A 15,521-nucleotide genomic window follows, 5' to 3' on the forward strand; every position below is an offset into this window, starting at 1 on the left:
CTGGTCTGACGGCGCTTACTGCTGAATTCACTGTCGGCGAAGGTAAGTTGATGACTCATGATGAACCCTGTTCCATGGCTCCAGATGACAAACATGATCTCATATCAGGGACTTGTTCGCACCTTCCCTAGAACTCCTTATCTATGGTGCTGTTACTCGGTTCAGAGTAGCATGTTTCAATATTATGATTCGTTACCAATTTGGAGTTTTATCATGCCGCCTCGCCGCTATAACCCCGACCACCGACGTGACGCGCTTCTGGAACGTATTAATAGTGATATCCCGGCAAGCGTTGCCCATGCCCTGAGAGAAGACCTCGGCGGTGACGTCAGTGCCGATAACGATATTACCGCCCAATTGTTGCCAAAAGAGACACGGTCGCACGCGGTAGTCATCACCCGCGAAGCGGGGGTTTTCTGCGGCAAACGCTGGGTTGAGGAGGTCTTTACCCAGCTGGCGGGCGACGAGGTGCAGGTAACATGGCACGTTGAGGACGGTGATGCGGTCACGGCAAATCAGCCACTGTTCGAGCTGGACGGCCCGTCCCGCGTCTTGCTGACCGGTGAACGCACCGCGCTCAATTTTGTGCAAACGCTCTCTGGCGTTGCCAGTGAAGTACGCCGCTACGTTGACCTGCTGGCAGGCACCCGCACGCAGCTGCTGGATACCCGTAAAACCCTGCCGGGCCTGCGCACCGCGCTGAAATACGCCGTGCTCTGCGGTGGCGGCGCCAACCATCGTCTGGGGCTATCCGATGCCTTCCTGATCAAAGAGAACCACATTATTGCCTCTGGCTCGGTACGTCAGGCCGTGGAAAAAGCCTTCTGGCTGCATCCGGATGTGCCGGTTGAGGTGGAAGTGGAAACGCTGGATGAGCTGGACGAGGCCATTAAAGCGGGGGCTGACATCATCATGCTCGATAACTTCGACACGGAGCAGATGCGTGAAGCGGTCAAACGCACAAACGGCCAGGCGCAGCTTGAGGTGTCCGGCAACGTGACGTTCGACACCCTCCGCGAATTTGCTGAAACCGGCGTCGATTATATCTCCGTGGGAGCCCTGACCAAGCACGTACGTGCCCTGGACCTCTCGATGCGCTTCAAATAACTGATCTTCCCCTCTCCGCCCGGAGAGGGGAAATACGAAACCGCTCGCAATTACGCTGTCCTTCTCTGCAACACTGAATCATTTCCCTGAAAGCCCTTTCACGTTCGCGCTTTTGCCCCTCGTTTCTGCGCGCCGGTACTGCCACAGTAGCGCCACTTAACGTAAGGAGCAGATATGAACAGACAACAAGGATTTACCCTGATTGAGTTAATGGTGGTCATTGGCATTATTGCCATCCTGAGCGCGATTGGCATCCCGGCTTATCAGAACTACCTGCGAAAAGCAGCGCTCACCGATATGCTTCAAACGTTCATTCCCTACCGCACCGCTATTGAGCTTTGCGCCCTGGATCGTGGTGGTGTGGATCGCTGCGACGCAGGAACCAATGGTATCCCCTCCCCGACTACAACGCGTTACGTTTCAGCGATGAGCGTGGCGAAGGGGGTCGTATCGTTAACAGGACAGGAGAGTCTTAACGGACTTGAAGTGCTCATGACACCGATCTGGAGCGACGGTAACGGTATGACGGGCTGGACGCGTGCCTGCAACATTGCGTCCGACACGGCGCTCAGACAAGCCTGTGAAGATGTTTTCCGCTTCGACAACAACTGACAGGAGTGGACAATGAACACCGAACAGCTTATGACGCTCTGTCAGCGCCATCACGCACTGCTACTCGCAAGCGACACCGAGATGATCAGCATTGCGGTGGTGGGTAATCCTGCCTCTGAGCTGATGGAAGCGTTACGCTTCGCCACGCAGAAACGTATTGATATTGAGTGCTGGACGGCCGAACGGATGGAAAAACGGCTTCAGTCCCTCTCATCATCACACCTGCCGGGAATAGTGCCAAACTCAGCCGCTGACGTGCTCAGTACAACGTTGCAGCAGGCAGTGAACCAGCGGGCTTCTGACATCCATATTGAACCGACGGAGCACGGCTACCAGATCCGTTTGCGAATCGACGGTGTTCTCTACCCGCAACCGCCGGTTTCCGCCGCCCTCGGTACGACGCTTGCCGCACGCCTGAAGGTGCTGGGTCAACTGGATATTGCGGAGCGCCGCCTGCCGCAGGACGGTCAGTTTACGGTGGAGCTGGCAAGCGTCACCGTCTCTTTTCGTATCGCAACCCTTCCCTGTAGCGGTGGAGAAAAAATCGTGCTTCGTCTGCTTCACCAGGTGCAGCAGGCACTGGAGCTTGAACTGCTGGGGATGAGTGCAGACCAGCAGGCCCGTTTTGCCGGGGCGCTTAACAGCCCTCAGGGATTGATTCTGGTCACCGGCCCGACCGGTAGCGGGAAAACGGTGACGCTGTACAGTGCGTTACAGGCGCGAAATACCCCTGACGTTAATATTTGCAGCGTGGAAGATCCCGTTGAAATCCCGCTTGCAGGCTTAAACCAGACGCAGATTAATCCGCGCGCGGGGCTGACCTTCCAGAGCGTGCTGCGTGCCCTGCTCAGGCAGGATCCTGACATCATTATGGTGGGTGAAATTCGTGACGGCGAAACGGCAGAAATTGCCATTAAGGCGGCGCAAACCGGGCATCTGGTGCTGTCCACCCTCCATACTAATTCGACGACTGAAACGCTGGTACGGCTGCAACAGATGGGCGTCGCGCGCTGGATGATCTCTTCGGCGCTCTCGATGGTGATTGCCCAGCGGCTGGTGCGTCGTTTATGCCCGTACTGCCGACAGGAAGCCAGCCGCCACACCGAATTACCTCGCACGCTGTGGCCCCGGCAGCTTCCTCGCTGGCAACCCACCGGTTGCGAGCGCTGCTACCACGGTTTTTATGGTCGCGTAGCCATTTTTGAAGTGCTCGTCATCGACGACACGCTGCGGCAGGCCATCGCCAGCGGAGCAAGCACGGAGGTGATTGGGTCCAGCGCTCGTCAGGCGGGAATGACCTCTTTGTTTGAGCACGGCTGCATGGCCGTAGAGCAAGGGCTGACCACGCTCGAAGAGCTGTTGCGCGTCCTGGGAATGCCCGATGGCTGCTAATTCGCTCTGGCGCTGGCGTGCCCTGACCACCGAGGGGGAGGTGCAAACCGGCACCCTCTGGGCCATCGACCGTAACGCAGCTTACACGGCTCTGGTGCTTAAACAGCTGCACCCGCTGGCGCTAAAACGCTGCCAGCAGCGACACCGATGGCAGGTGCAACACTGCTACGATATTTTTCGCCAGCTCGCCACGCTGCTACAGGCCGGACTTACGCTGTCCCAAAGCCTGCACATGCTGGCGGAACAGCATCCTTTGAAGCACTGGCAGGCGCTGCTGCACAGTCTTGCCGATGACCTGAGCGAAGGTTGCGCCCTGTCAGAGGCCATGAAGAAATGGCCAGAGGTGTTTAGCCCCCTTTATGTCTCGATGGTGAAGACGGGTGAGCTGACGGGTAAGCTCGAAGCCTGCTGCCGTCAGCTTGCGCAGCAACAAAAATCCCAGCAGCAGCTCAGTGCAAAGGTGAAGAAAGCGCTGCGCTATCCGCTGATCATCCTGACGCTGGCCGTTTTCGTGGTGCTGGCGATGGTCACGCTGGTGTTGCCTGAGTTTGCTGCAATCTACAAAACGTTCAACACCCCGCTCCCTTTGCTCACGCAGGCAGTCATGGGGCTGGCGGCCCTGGTTCAGGCGCATATCCTCACCCTTTTGGCCCTGCTCGTGGCAATGGTTGTCATCGCCTGTAAGCTGCGGCGGCATCCGCGCTGGCAGTACGTCTTATTACACGTACCGGTGATGGGCACGCTGATGCGTGGGCAAAAACTGGGGCAAATTTTTACCGTGCTGTCATTAACCCAGCAGGCCGGGATTGCCTTTTTACAAGGACTGGAGAGTGTGGAGGAAACCGTTGAGAGTGGCTATTGGCAGGAGAAACTCCGTGAGATACGCAGCGATATCGAACAGGGGATGCCCGTGTGGTCCTCCTTCCAGAAGGCCTCTGTTTTTACACCACTGTGTATTCAGCTCATTCGCACCGGAGAAGTATCGGGTTCACTGGATGTGATGCTGATGAATCTGGCCCGCCATCATACGGAACAGACATTTCAGCAGGCAGACAATCTGGCGGCGCTTCTTGAGCCTTTTCTACTGGTCGTGACAGGTCTGATTATTGGCACGCTGGTGGTGGCAATGTATCTGCCGATTTTCCATCTGGGGGATGCAATGAGCGCGGGGTAATGCTGGCGCACGGACGCGCGCCAGCCGTAGCCGTCAGAGGCTATTAAATACGCGGTTTTCCTGCTCCTGAACGCGGATAAACGTCGTGCGTTTAGTCAGCTCTTTCAGGCGGGAAGCCCCCACGTAGGTGCAGGCAGAACGCAGACCGCCGAGGATATCGCGCGCCGTGTTTTCGACCGGGCCGCGCAGTGGCAGCTTCACGGTTTTACCTTCCGCCGCACGGTATTTCGCGACACCACCCACGTGACGGGTCATCGCAGATTCAGAGCTCATTCCGTAGAACAGCATGAATTTCTCACCGTTCTCTTCCACCACGGTACCGCCGCTCTCTTCGTGGCCTGCCAGCATGCCGCCGAGCATCACGAAGTCCGCGCCGCCGCCGAAGGCTTTCGCCACATCGCCTGGCATGGTGCAGCCACCGTCGCTGATGATCTGGCCGCCCAGACCGTGCGCGGCGTCAGCGCATTCAATTACCGCAGACAGCTGCGGATAACCCACACCGGTTTTCACGCGCGTGGTGCAAACGGACCCCGGGCCAATGCCTACTTTCACAATGTCGGCCCCGGAGAGGATCAGCTCTTCACACATTTCACCGGTCACCACGTTGCCCGCGATGATGGTTTTGGTTGGCCAGGCTTCACGCGCCTTGCTGACGAACTGGACGAAATGCTCGGAATAACCATTTGCCACGTCAATGCAGACAAAATTCAGCGCCGGATTGGCGTTCAGGATCTGTTTGGTTTTCTCGAAATCTGCATCAGACGTACCGGTCGAGACCATCACATGCTTCACCACGTCAGCCGAGGCGGAGGCGACAAACGCATTCCACTCCTCAGGGCTGTAGTGTTTATGTACCGCAGTAAGGATGTCGAATTGCGCCAGCGCGGTCGCCATCTCGAAGGTCCCGACGGTATCCATGTTGGCCGCGATAATCGGCACGCCAGACCACGTCTGACCGGAATGCTTAAAGGTGAATTGACGTTCGAGTTCAACGTCTGAGCGACTTTTCAGTGTAGAGCGTTTAGGGCGGATAAGAACGTCTTTGAAACCTAACTTCAGATCTTCTTCGATACGCATGTGCGGATTCCTGGGGTTAGAGGCAAATATATTAAAAGCACAACTCCAGTGACGCTATCATACGCACTAATACCTGCTCCGCAAGACTGCGAAATTCTCTTTTTTTACGCTACAATCCTATAAATTTACCTGGTAAAAAGCGGGTAAAGAGAGCTAAACATTGGCTGTTGTAAGTTTGAATTTTAAGCAACTGATTTTAAAACTGAATAATTCCCAGGATCTGATTTAATGGGGTATATCGTCGCATTAACCGGCGGCATCGGTAGTGGTAAAAGCACCGTTGCGCACGCGTTTGCTCGTCTCGGCATCACGATTATCGACGCCGATATCATTGCCCGTCAGGTGGTAGAACCCAATACACCCGCCTTAAACGCCATCGAAGCGCATTTTGGTCGCCGTGTGATACAGGCTGACGGCACCCTGAATCGTCGGCAGCTGCGTGAGTGCATATTTTCCGATCCGGCGGAAAAAGCCTGGCTTAATGCCCTGCTCCACCCCATTATCCACCATGAAACTCAGCGTCAGATTGCCGCAGCCAGTTCGCCCTATGTGTTGTGGGTGATCCCGTTACTGGTGGAAAATCAGCTTCAAAATAAAGCAGACAGAACGCTGGTGATTGACGTTTCCCGCGAAACGCAAATCCAGAGAACCATGGCGCGTGACCATGTTTCACGCGAGCATGCTGAACAAATTCTTGCCGCACAGGCCACGCGCGAAGCGCGCCTCGCCGTTGCGGATGATGTTATTGATAATAACGGCGCACCAGATGCCATTGCATCGGATGTTGCTCGTCTGCACGCGAAGTATCTGACCTTCGCCGCGCAGGCCGTTGCACAGGAAAAACCATAATGTCGACTCATATCCTTTTTGAGCATCCGCTTAACGAAAAAATGCGTACCTGGCTACGCATAGAATTTCTTATTCAACAACTTTCACAACATCTGCCCGTCAACGATCATGCCACCGCGCTGCATTTTTTCCGCAACGTGGGCGATCTGCTGGATGTGATTGAACGCGGCGATGTCCGCACTGAGCTGTTGAAAGAGCTGGAGCGCCAGCAGCGTAAATTACAGGCCTGGGCCGAAGTACCGGGCGTAGATCAAAGTCGAATTGACGCTTTACGCCAGCAGCTAAAAAACAGCAGCGCGACGCTGATGGCCGCGCCGCGCGTTGGACAATTTTTACGCGAGGACCGTCTGATTGCGCTGGTGCGTCAGCGTCTGAGCATACCGGGCGGTTGCTGTAGCTTTGACCTTCCAACGCTGCATATGTGGCTGCACATGCCGCAGGAACAGCGCGATCGCCAGGTGAACAGCTGGATGGGCAGTCTGGAGCCGATGAATCAAACGTTATCCCTGATCCTCGATCTTGTGCGTAACTCTGCCCCGTTCCGCAAGCAGACCAGTCTCAACGGTTTTTATCAGGATAACGGCGACGACGCCGATCTTCTGCGTTTGAATCTCTCTCTTGGCGAGCAGCTTTACCCGCAAATTTCCGGACATAAAAGCCGTTTCGCGATCCGCTTTATGCCGCTGGACAGTGAGCATGGCACCGTGCCGGAACGCCTCGATTTTGAACTGGCCTGTTGTTAAGGAGTGCCGATGTCTGACGTAACCACCGTAAACTGCCCAACCTGTGGGAAAACTGTCGTCTGGGGAGAAGTGAGTCCATTTCGCCCATTCTGCTGCAAACGCTGTCAACTTATAGACCTGGGCGAATGGGCGGCGGAAGAGAAACGCATTCCGAGCGAAGGCGATCTCTCGGATAGCGATGACTGGAGCGAAAACCAGCAGTAACATTAAAAGCCTGCTGGCGCTTCGCTTAGCAGGCCTACGGTTGTGCGACCAGCCGGAGGATCACAGGCTCATTGGCAGGCGGGAATTTTTCCGCATCGCTGGCCTGAAGCTCAATCCAGTTACCCGGCTGCCCCTCTTTTCCCCATGGCTCACCTTCCCAGTTTTCCACCAGCCAGAACCACAGCGTGATGTGCCTGTCCGGAAACTGGTACTCCAGCTTATCGAACAGCGTTGCGCCAAGCGGGGTGATCCCCACCTCTTCCTGAAGCTCACGCACCAGCGCCTGCTCCGGCGTTTCACCTGATTCGATTTTCCCGCCGGGGAATTCCCATTTGTTGGCCATATGCGCATCGGCGGCACGTTGGGTAATGAAGATCTGGTTTTGCGGGTTGCGAATGATCCCGACAGCAATTTGCAGTGTTTTCATCATGTCACGTCCATAAAAAAGGCGCAGATATCTGCGCCTTTTCGGTTTGTTATGTTCTTAGCTCAGGCGGCCGTGGCACGCCTTGTATTTTTTGCCGGAACCGCATGGGCACGGATCGTTACGACCGACTTTACGATCGCCCGTCTGCGCTGCGATTGCCGCTGCGGCTTCGCTCTCATCGGTCTGATGGCTCAGCTGCTGCATCTGTGCCAGACGCTCAGCTTCTTCACGACGCTGCTGCTCCATCGCTTCCACTTCTTCCGGCATACGCACCTGAACTTTGCTCAGAGTGCTGATGACTTCATACTTCAGCGACTCCAGCATGGCAGCAAACATGGAGAAGGATTCACGCTTGTACTCCTGCTTCGGATCTTTCTGCGCATAACCACGCAGGTGGATACCCTGACGCAGGTAGTCCATCGCCGCCAGGTGCTCTTTCCACAGGGAGTCCAGGGTCTGCAACATTACGCCTTTCTCGAAGTGACGCATCATCTCAGCGCCAACCACTTCTTCCTTACGCTTATAGACGTCCAGCGCGGTTTCGTAGATACGCTCGCGCAGGGTCTCTTCGTGCAGCTCAGGCTCTTTGTCCAGCCACTCTTTGATTGGCAGTTCGAGGTCGAAGTCGTTTTTCAGACGTTCCTGCAGGCCTTCGATATCCCACATCTCTTCCAGAGACTGCGGTGGAATGTGCGCGTCGATAGTGGCTTTGAACACATCTTCGCGAATGCTGTTGATGGTTTCGCTCACGTCGGACACGTCCAGCAGTTCGTTACGCTGGGTATAGATTGCACGACGCTGGTCGTTGGCAACGTCATCATATTCCAGCAGTTGCTTACGAATGTCGAAGTTGCGGCTTTCTACTTTACGCTGGGCGTTGGCAATCGCTTTGGTAACCCACGGGTGCTCGATCGCTTCGCCTGGTTTCATGCCCAGTTTACGCATCATGCCGGACACACGGTCAGAGGCGAAAATACGCATCAGCGCATCTTCCATGGACAGATAGAAGCGGGAAGAACCGGCATCACCCTGACGGCCCGCACGACCGCGCAGCTGGTTATCGATACGACGAGATTCATGACGCTCGGTACCAATGATGTGCAGACCACCGGATGCCAGCACCGCGTCGTGACGCACCTGCCAGTCGGCTTTGATCTGCGCGATTTGCTCCGGGGTTGGGTTTTCCAGCTCGGCCACTTCGGCCTGCCAGCTACCGCCGAGCATAATATCGGTACCACGACCCGCCATGTTGGTAGCGATGGTTACGGCAGCCGGGTAACCCGCCTGCGCAACGATATCTGCTTCTTTAGCGTGGAACTTGGCGTTCAGCACGTTGTGCTTGATGCCCGCCTTGGTCAGCTCGTTAGACACCACTTCAGATTTCTCGATGGAGATGGTCCCCACCAGAACCGGCTGGCCCTTCGCGGTACGATCGCGAATATCTTCGATGATCGCCTGGATTTTTTCCGCTTCGGTCATGTATACCAGGTCCGGCATATCCTTACGGATCATTGGACGGTTGGTTGGTACTACCACGGTATCCAGCTTATAGATGGAGCTAAACTCAAACGCTTCGGTATCTGCGGTACCGGTCATCCCCGCCAGCTTCTCGTACAGACGGAAGTAGTTCTGGAAGGTGATGGAGGCCAGCGTCTGGTTTTCGTTCTGAATATCCACGCCTTCTTTCGCTTCCACGGCCTGGTGCAGACCATCGGACCAGCGACGTCCCTGCATGGTACGACCGGTGTGTTCATCGACGATGATGACTTCACCGTCTTTAACGATGTAGTCAACGTCGCGGGTGAACAGGGCGTGCGCGCGCAGTGCAGCCGTTACGTGGTGCATCAGCATGATGTTGCTCGGGGAGTACAGAGACTCGCCCTCTTCCATAATGCCTTCAGCCACCAGCAGCTCTTCGATTTTCACCAGGCCGCGTTCGGTCAGGTTGACCTGACGCGCTTTTTCATCCACGGAGAAGTGACCTTCACCCTGGAAAGTATCGGAGTCTTCTTTCTCCTGACGCAGCAGGTGTGGAATGATTTTGTCGACTTTACGGTACATCTCGGAGCTGTCTTCGGCCGGGCCGGAGATGATCAGCGGGGTACGCGCTTCATCGATCAGAATGGAGTCAACCTCATCCACCAGCGCATAGTGCAGTTTACGCTGGACGCGCTCTTCAGGGCTGAACGCCATGTTGTCACGCAGGTAGTCGAAGCCGTATTCGTTGTTGGTGCCGTAGGTGATGTCCGCGTTGTAGGCTTCACGCTTGGCAGGTGCCGGCAGGCCGGACATGTTAATGCCCACGGTCATGCCGAGGAATTCGAACAGTGGACGGTTATTTTCGGCGTCGCGTTGCGCCAGATAGTCGTTGACGGTAACAACGTGAACGCCCTTACCCGTCAGCGCATTCAGGTAAGCCGGCAGCGTTGCAGTCAGGGTTTTACCTTCACCGGTACGCATTTCCGCGATGCAGCGCTCGTTGAGCACCATCCCGCCCAGCAGCTGCACGTCGAAGTGACGCATGCCGAACACGCGTTTACTGGCCTCACGTACTACGGCAAAGGCTTCCGGGATCAGGCTTTCTAAGGTTTCGCCTTTCTCCAGACGCGCACGGAACTCCGCGGTTTTTGCTTTCAGTTCATCATCAGAGAGCTTCTCCATCGCCGGTTCCATACCGTTGATGACGTTCACAGCTTTGCGCATGCGGCGCAGGGTACGATCGTTACGACTACCAAAAACTTTGGTTAACAATTTGATTAGCATAATAAATTCTCAAACGCCCCAGTCGGGCAGATAAATTAAGGTATTGAAAAAGGGTTAATTTAGCTGAGGCGTTGAGGCCCGGCACGGATGCCGTGAACCTGGCTAATCCAGGTCGAAACAGAGAAGGATGCGGGGGAAACAAAAGCAGTTTGCGCCGTCTGACTCACGGTCACAGGCGGCTGGTTGTCCTGCGTCAGAAGCGCATTGAGCGTATCGAGCAGAGCAAGGTGCTGAGCCTGGACCGGCAGCGTTTCTTCAGCAACAGGCATCGTCTGCGGCGCCATCGCGAACGACAGATGGCGAATAACCGTGCGAATCGCGTGTTGCTGCCAGTAATCAACGGAGAAATTGGGACGACGGTTGGCTTCAAGCCATGCGAGATTAGTGAAGTTAACCCGCGTGGTGAGATCGTGTTTGGTCGTCGTGGAACGTGCTGGCGTTGCCGCGTCTGCGCTGTTGCTGAGCACAGGCAAGCCGAGACTCGCCGCGACCATCCCCAATAAGAGATGCGGCCAGAAGTAACGTCTGCCAAATTGTCGCCAGCGCGTCAGTATTCCGCTCACTTGCTCCACCACGTTCGCCCGCCAGTGCAGGCTGAGTTCAGTTATTCTTTTTTAGCGCCCAGATATTACCACTAAAGCCAATACACGACAGCAGGAATGACACCTTGCAGCAGGTAAAAACGGTCATTAATGCAGCGAACACACCGTTATTTGGCACCCAACACAGGCCAGGGGTGAGAGAGACAAATCCAGAAAGGGCAGAAATAAAAACGACTGGCTTCCCTGGTCGGAGAGAGTACCAGGTGAACCAGTCGCTTTTCTTACGAAACGGCTTTAACCGTTACGCCAGGACCATAGTCGGGGCTTTGAACGCCAGCGGCAGTTCAGCTTCGTCTTCGAAGGTCACATATTCCCAGGCTTCCTGTTTTGCCAGGACGGCCTGCAACAGTTTGTTGTTCAGTGCATGACCGGATTTAAACGCGGTAAAGGCACCAATGATGTTGTGACCACACATGAAGAGGTCGCCGATCGCGTCCAGCATTTTGTGACGGACAAATTCATCTTCAAAACGCAGGCCGTCTTCGTTCAGTACGCGATAATCGTCAACAACGATGGCACAATCGAAGCTGCCGCCCAGGCACAGGCCGCGGGATTGCAGATATTCGATATCACGCATAAAGCCGAAGGTACGTGCTCGGCTGATCTGACGCATGAACGCATCCGCAGAGAAGTTCATCGCATAGCGCTGGGTGCTGGAGTCAATCGCCGGATGGTTAAAATCGATGGTGAAGTCCAACGAGAAACCATTGTACGGTTTGAATTCAGCCCATTTGTCGCCATCTTCGACGCGAACGGTCTCTTTAATGCGAACAAATTTCTTCGCGCAGTTCAGTTCTTCGATGCCGGCATCCAGCAACAAATAAACGAACGGAGCAGCACTCCCGTCCATGATCGGGATTTCTGGCGCATCGACTTCAACCATAATGTTGTCGATACCCAGACCCGCCAGGGCGGCGTTCAGGTGCTCTACGGTAGAAATCCGCACGTCATGCTCGTTCACCAGACAAGTACAGAGCATAGTATCACGCACAGATTTGGCATCGGCCGGAAAATCTACCGGTGGATTCAAGTCGGTGCGACGATAGATGACCCCGGTATTGGCCGGCGCAGGGCGTAACGTCAGTGTGACTTTCTTGCCGGTATGTAAACCGACACCCGTCGCCTGAACGATACGTTTAAGTGTCCTTTGTTTGATCATCGTATAATCTCGCCAAATTAACTATCCAACCGAGAGTGTATATCACTAACGGTGGGCCAGTTTAGCACAAAGAGCGCAAATCCCCAAATTCCAGCCAATTCTTAGTCAGCTTGCTTACGCAGGAACGCCGGGATATCCAGATAATCTGGCTCTTTTGCCGTTTGTGGAGTCGGGTCGTTCACCACTTTCGCAGCCGGTTTTTGCTCCTGAGTCAGAGGCGACATACCGTGCTGCTGGTAACGATCCATCACCGGCTGCTGAGTCTGTTTGTTGGTCACGAGGGTGATCTCAGGACGCTTGTCCATACCGATACCGGTGGCCACAACAGTCACACGCAGTTCGTCGTTCATTTCCGGGTCAAGGGACGTACCGATAACAACGGTCGCGTTGTCAGAGGCGAATGCACGGATGGTGTTACCCACGGTTTCGAACTCATCCAGACGCAGGTCAAAGCCAGCGGTAATGTTGACCAGCACGCCGCGCGCGCCAGACAGATCGATATCTTCCAGCAGTGGAGAAGAGATCGCCATTTCAGCGGCTTCTTCCGCACGGTCTTCACCGCTCGCCACGCCAGAGCCCATCATCGCGTAGCCCATCTCGGACATCACGGTGCGAACGTCTGCAAAGTCGACGTTCATCAGGCCAGGACGGGTAATCAGTTCAGCAATACCCTGAACCGCGCCTTTCAGCACGTCGTTTGCCGCGCCAAAGGCGTCCAGCAGAGAGATACCGCGACCCAGCACTTTCAGCAGCTTGTCGTTCGGGATGGTAATCAGAGAGTCCACATGCTTGGACAGCTCGGTGATACCCTGCTCCGCGAAAGCCATACGCTTCTTACCTTCAAAGTTGAAAGGCTTGGTCACGACAGCAACGGTCAGAATACCTAAATCTTTAGCGACTTCCGCCACAACGGGTGCTGCACCGGTACCTGTACCGCCGCCCATACCCGCTGCGATGAAGACCATGTCTGCACCGTCCAGTGCAGCGCGCAGCGCTTCACGATCTTCTTCAGCCGCGTTGCGGCCCACTTCCGGGTTAGCCCCTGCTCCCAGACCTTTAGTGATGCCACCACCGATCTGAATCGTCTGGCCAACAGCCGTTTTACGCAGTGCCTGCGCATCGGTGTTCACCGCGAAGAATTCAACACCTTCGATGCGCTCGCGCACCATGTGTTCTACGGCGTTACCGCCGCCGCCACCGACGCCGATGACTTTAATCACCGCGTCGTTGGTTAATTCCATAGGTTCAAACATAATCTCTCTCTCCGTTGTGCCTGTCGCCCGAGACCGCTAATTCTCTCCGGTCTCTTAAAAAAATTAAAATTCTTTTCGCAGCCAGGTGTTAAGTCGTTTGACCCACGACCCCACCGAGACGCGTTTTTCCACCTCTGCCTCACCACTTAAATGGGACTCTTTCCCGTAGTGCAGCAGGCCCACCGCCGTTGAATAGTACGGCTCCTGGGCATAATCCGTTAAACCGGTGATATTCAGCGGCGCACCGATACGCACCTGCGTATGGAACACGCGCTGAGCGCAGGCCGCAAGACCTTCAATTTGCGCTGCCCCGCCGGTTAATACAATCCCCGCCGCGAGATGATGTTTCACACCCTGCTGGCGAAGCTGTTCCTGTAACTGCAAAATCTCTTCGTTGACCAGGTTGAGCAGCTCGGTATAACGCGGCTCAATTACCTCTGCCAGCGTCTGGCGTTGCAGGCTGCGCGGCGGTCGACCGCCTACGCTCGGCACTTCAACGCTCTCGTCTTTGCCGACGATAGAGCCCAGCGCGCAACCGTGGCGCACTTTAATCGCCTCTGCATCGCTCGGTGGCGTACCAAAGGCGTAAGCGATATCGCTGGTCACCACATTCCCGGCGTACGGGATCACTTTGGTGTGGCGCAACGCACCGCCGGTATAGACAGCCATGTCCATTGTACCACCACCAATATCGACCACACAGACGCCCAGTTCACGTTCGTCTTCGGTCAGCACGGAATAGCTCGCGGCAAGTCCGGCGAAAATTAGTTGGTCAACTTTCAGGCCACAACGTTCAACGGCTTTTACAATGTTCTTCGCCATATCGTTGTGACATGTGATCAGGTGCACTTTTGCCTGCATACGTACGCCCGACAGACCGACCGGATTCTTGATACCTTCCTGGTAGTCGATCGCGTATTCTTGCGGGATCACATGCAGCACACGGTGCTCGTCGCGAACACGCACAGATTTCGCCGTGTGGACAACGTTCTCAACGTCTTCCTGCGTCACTTCTTCTTCAGAAATCGGCACCATACCGATTTCATTCTGGCAGCTGATGTGCTTACCAGAAAGAGCCAGATAGACAGAGGAAATCTGGCAATCTGCCATCAATTCAGCCTGGTCGATGGCGCGCTGAACGCATTTCACCACCGACTCAAGGTCGTTTACCCCACCTTTATCCATACCACGGGAAGGGCAGCTGCCCACGCCAATGATATTGACCATACCGTCGGGCAGAACTTCCCCTACCAAAGCGGCAACCTTCGCGGTGCCAATCTCCAGTCCTACTACCAATTTTCTGTCCGTCGACTTGATCATTGTTGTTCTGCCTGTACCTGTGCCTGATTTTGTTGCTGATTAGGTTCCTCGACCGGAGCCGGCTCCCAACCGACTGCTGCGCCTGAGTCATAGCGCAAATCAACGTAGCTTATCCGTTTGCCATCCGTCTGCGCCTGCTGCTGTAAAACCGGGTAAAGTTCTACAAAACGCGCCAGACGTTTCATTGTGTCGCCGCGGCCAAGATTGAGCTTAATGCCATTCGTTAAGGTCAGCTGCCAGGAACGGCGCGCCGTCATCGCAGCATCTTTTAACGTAAAGCGATCCTTAGCCAGCACCTGCCCCATCTCACGAAAACCCTGCAATACTTCGTTTTCGCTGCCTTCCGGGCCATACAACATCGGTAAATTCTGCTTGTTGACACGATCGCTCGGGACGCTGAACGAATTTCCGTCTACGTCAACCATATGCTGATCATTCCAACGCGCAATCGGCACATATTCAACCAGATGAATCTTCAATTCATCAGGCCATTGCTTTCTGACACTCGCCTGTTTTATCCACGGCAGACGTTCAATCTGACTCTGGATAATGTTGACGTCCTGCGTCATAAAGGTGCCAGGCGACCCCAGCGCCAGAATTGACTGGCGAATGTCATCGTTACGCGTGTAGTGACGCTCTCCGGTCACTACCAGCTTCGACAGCGGCAACCGCTGTGCGTCTTCCATCCAGCCCAGCACCATCCAGCCGCTGATAAACACGGTGCACAGCACCCCGAGCAGGAAGATAATCCCTGCAAGACGCGTTCCATTACTCCGGCGCGAAGAAGAATATTCTTCTTCGTCATCGCGGTTGCGCGTGTTCAACGCAGCCTGAGACAT

General features: G+C 55.2%; 15 protein-coding genes. 7 read left to right on the top strand and 8 right to left on the bottom strand.

Annotated features, from left to right (window positions below; all coding sequences use genetic code 11):
• The first annotated feature begins 213 nt into the window (after positions 1-213).
• The 4 genes from nadC (at position 214) to hofC (ending at position 4,285) form a co-directional block, all read left to right on the top strand.
• A complete protein-coding gene (gene nadC, locus ACOTXC_RS15350) occupies positions 214-1,107 on the top strand; it encodes a carboxylating nicotinate-nucleotide diphosphorylase (RefSeq protein WP_022647058.1) in 894 nt (297 codons plus the stop codon).
• Positions 1,108-1,281: 174 nt separating this feature from the next.
• Positions 1,282-1,719 carry a prepilin peptidase-dependent pilin gene (gene ppdD / locus ACOTXC_RS15355; protein ID WP_023299332.1) on the top strand — a complete coding sequence of 146 codons (438 nt, stop codon included), beginning with the start codon at positions 1,282-1,284 and terminating at the stop codon, positions 1,717-1,719.
• 12 nt (positions 1,720-1,731) lie between these two features.
• Complete coding sequence (gene gspE / locus ACOTXC_RS15360; RefSeq protein ID WP_421767811.1) at positions 1,732-3,111, top strand: type II secretion system protein GspE; 1,380 nt, start codon at positions 1,732-1,734, stop codon at positions 3,109-3,111.
• Positions 3,101-4,285: a protein transport protein HofC gene (gene hofC, locus ACOTXC_RS15365; protein WP_126314609.1), complete on the top strand. Its 1,185-nt coding sequence runs from the start codon at positions 3,101-3,103 to the stop codon at positions 4,283-4,285. Before gspE ends, hofC begins: the two co-directional genes overlap by 11 nt.
• A gap of 33 nt (positions 4,286-4,318) precedes the next feature.
• Here hofC and ACOTXC_RS15370 read toward each other — a convergent pair whose 3' ends face one another.
• On the bottom strand, positions 4,319-5,362 hold the full coding sequence (locus ACOTXC_RS15370; RefSeq protein WP_022647054.1) for a GMP reductase: 1,044 nt from the start codon (positions 5,360-5,362) through the stop codon (positions 4,319-4,321).
• Between the two features lie 228 nt (positions 5,363-5,590).
• Between ACOTXC_RS15370 and coaE the strand changes: the two genes are divergently transcribed.
• From coaE to yacG, 3 genes are read left to right on the top strand one after another with little or no spacing between them, the layout of a single operon-like run.
• Positions 5,591-6,211, top strand: a complete 621-nt coding sequence (gene coaE / locus ACOTXC_RS15375) for a dephospho-CoA kinase (RefSeq protein ID WP_038415344.1) — start codon at positions 5,591-5,593, stop codon at positions 6,209-6,211.
• Positions 6,211-6,954: a cell division protein ZapD gene (zapD, locus tag ACOTXC_RS15380; RefSeq protein WP_063146424.1), complete on the top strand. Its 744-nt coding sequence runs from the start codon at positions 6,211-6,213 to the stop codon at positions 6,952-6,954. Before coaE ends, zapD begins: the two co-directional genes overlap by 1 nt.
• A gap of 9 nt (positions 6,955-6,963) precedes the next feature.
• Complete coding sequence (gene yacG, locus ACOTXC_RS15385; protein WP_003856332.1) at positions 6,964-7,158, top strand: DNA gyrase inhibitor YacG; 195 nt, start codon at positions 6,964-6,966, stop codon at positions 7,156-7,158.
• A 34-nt stretch (positions 7,159-7,192) separates the two neighbouring features.
• Here the strand turns inward: yacG and mutT are convergent, their stop codons facing one another.
• The 7 genes from mutT to ftsQ all read right to left on the bottom strand — a co-directional run bounded on the left by mutT (position 7,193) and on the right by ftsQ (position 15,521).
• On the bottom strand, positions 7,193-7,585 hold the full coding sequence (gene mutT / locus ACOTXC_RS15390; RefSeq protein ID WP_046619985.1) for an 8-oxo-dGTP diphosphatase MutT: 393 nt from the start codon (positions 7,583-7,585) through the stop codon (positions 7,193-7,195).
• A 57-nt stretch (positions 7,586-7,642) separates the two neighbouring features.
• Positions 7,643-10,348 carry a preprotein translocase subunit SecA gene (secA, locus tag ACOTXC_RS15395; RefSeq protein ID WP_022647050.1) on the bottom strand — a complete coding sequence of 902 codons (2,706 nt, stop codon included), beginning with the start codon at positions 10,346-10,348 and terminating at the stop codon, positions 7,643-7,645.
• Positions 10,349-10,407: 59 nt separating this feature from the next.
• Complete coding sequence (secM, locus tag ACOTXC_RS15400; protein ID WP_032621757.1) at positions 10,408-10,911, bottom strand: secA translation cis-regulator SecM; 504 nt, start codon at positions 10,909-10,911, stop codon at positions 10,408-10,410.
• A gap of 280 nt (positions 10,912-11,191) precedes the next feature.
• Complete coding sequence (gene lpxC / locus ACOTXC_RS15405) at positions 11,192-12,109, bottom strand: UDP-3-O-acyl-N-acetylglucosamine deacetylase (RefSeq protein ID WP_003856337.1); 918 nt, start codon at positions 12,107-12,109, stop codon at positions 11,192-11,194.
• A 101-nt stretch (positions 12,110-12,210) separates the two neighbouring features.
• The gene (gene ftsZ / locus ACOTXC_RS15410; protein WP_022647048.1) at positions 12,211-13,362 is read right to left on the bottom strand and encodes a cell division protein FtsZ; all 1,152 of its coding nucleotides are present in this window, start codon (positions 13,360-13,362) and stop codon (positions 12,211-12,213) included.
• 63 nt (positions 13,363-13,425) lie between these two features.
• On the bottom strand, positions 13,426-14,682 hold the full coding sequence (gene ftsA, locus ACOTXC_RS15415; protein WP_003856340.1) for a cell division protein FtsA: 1,257 nt from the start codon (positions 14,680-14,682) through the stop codon (positions 13,426-13,428).
• Positions 14,679-15,521: a cell division protein FtsQ gene (ftsQ, locus tag ACOTXC_RS15420; RefSeq protein WP_003856342.1), complete on the bottom strand. Its 843-nt coding sequence runs from the start codon at positions 15,519-15,521 to the stop codon at positions 14,679-14,681. Before ftsQ ends, ftsA begins: the two co-directional genes overlap by 4 nt.

The sequence above is a fragment of the Enterobacter cloacae complex sp. IR5428 genome (genome assembly GCF_049238585.1).
In the GTDB taxonomy this organism is placed as follows: Bacteria; Pseudomonadota; Gammaproteobacteria; order Enterobacterales; family Enterobacteriaceae; genus Enterobacter; species Enterobacter intestinihominis.

Excerpts from the sequence above, each read along its gene's own strand:
- nadC (WP_022647058.1), top strand. The coding sequence starts at position 214 with ATGCCGCCTCGCCGCTATAACCCCGACCACCGACGTGACGCGCTTCTG.
- ppdD (WP_023299332.1), top strand. The coding sequence starts at position 1,282 with ATGAACAGACAACAAGGATTTACCCTGATTGAGTTAATGGTGGTCATT.
- gspE (WP_421767811.1), top strand. The coding sequence starts at position 1,732 with ATGAACACCGAACAGCTTATGACGCTCTGTCAGCGCCATCACGCACTG.
- hofC (WP_126314609.1), top strand. The coding sequence starts at position 3,101 with ATGGCTGCTAATTCGCTCTGGCGCTGGCGTGCCCTGACCACCGAGGGG.
- ACOTXC_RS15370 (WP_022647054.1), bottom strand. The coding sequence starts at position 5,362 with ATGCGTATCGAAGAAGATCTGAAGTTAGGTTTCAAAGACGTTCTTATC.
- coaE (WP_038415344.1), top strand. The coding sequence starts at position 5,591 with ATGGGGTATATCGTCGCATTAACCGGCGGCATCGGTAGTGGTAAAAGC.
- zapD (WP_063146424.1), top strand. The coding sequence starts at position 6,211 with ATGTCGACTCATATCCTTTTTGAGCATCCGCTTAACGAAAAAATGCGT.
- yacG (WP_003856332.1), top strand. The coding sequence starts at position 6,964 with ATGTCTGACGTAACCACCGTAAACTGCCCAACCTGTGGGAAAACTGTC.
- mutT (WP_046619985.1), bottom strand. The coding sequence starts at position 7,585 with ATGAAAACACTGCAAATTGCTGTCGGGATCATTCGCAACCCGCAAAAC.
- secA (WP_022647050.1), bottom strand. The coding sequence starts at position 10,348 with ATGCTAATCAAATTGTTAACCAAAGTTTTTGGTAGTCGTAACGATCGT.
- lpxC (WP_003856337.1), bottom strand. The coding sequence starts at position 12,109 with ATGATCAAACAAAGGACACTTAAACGTATCGTTCAGGCGACGGGTGTC.
- ftsZ (WP_022647048.1), bottom strand. The coding sequence starts at position 13,362 with ATGTTTGAACCTATGGAATTAACCAACGACGCGGTGATTAAAGTCATC.
- ftsA (WP_003856340.1), bottom strand. The coding sequence starts at position 14,682 with ATGATCAAGTCGACGGACAGAAAATTGGTAGTAGGACTGGAGATTGGC.
- ftsQ (WP_003856342.1), bottom strand. The coding sequence starts at position 15,521 with ATGTCTCAGGCTGCGTTGAACACGCGCAACCGCGATGACGAAGAAGAA.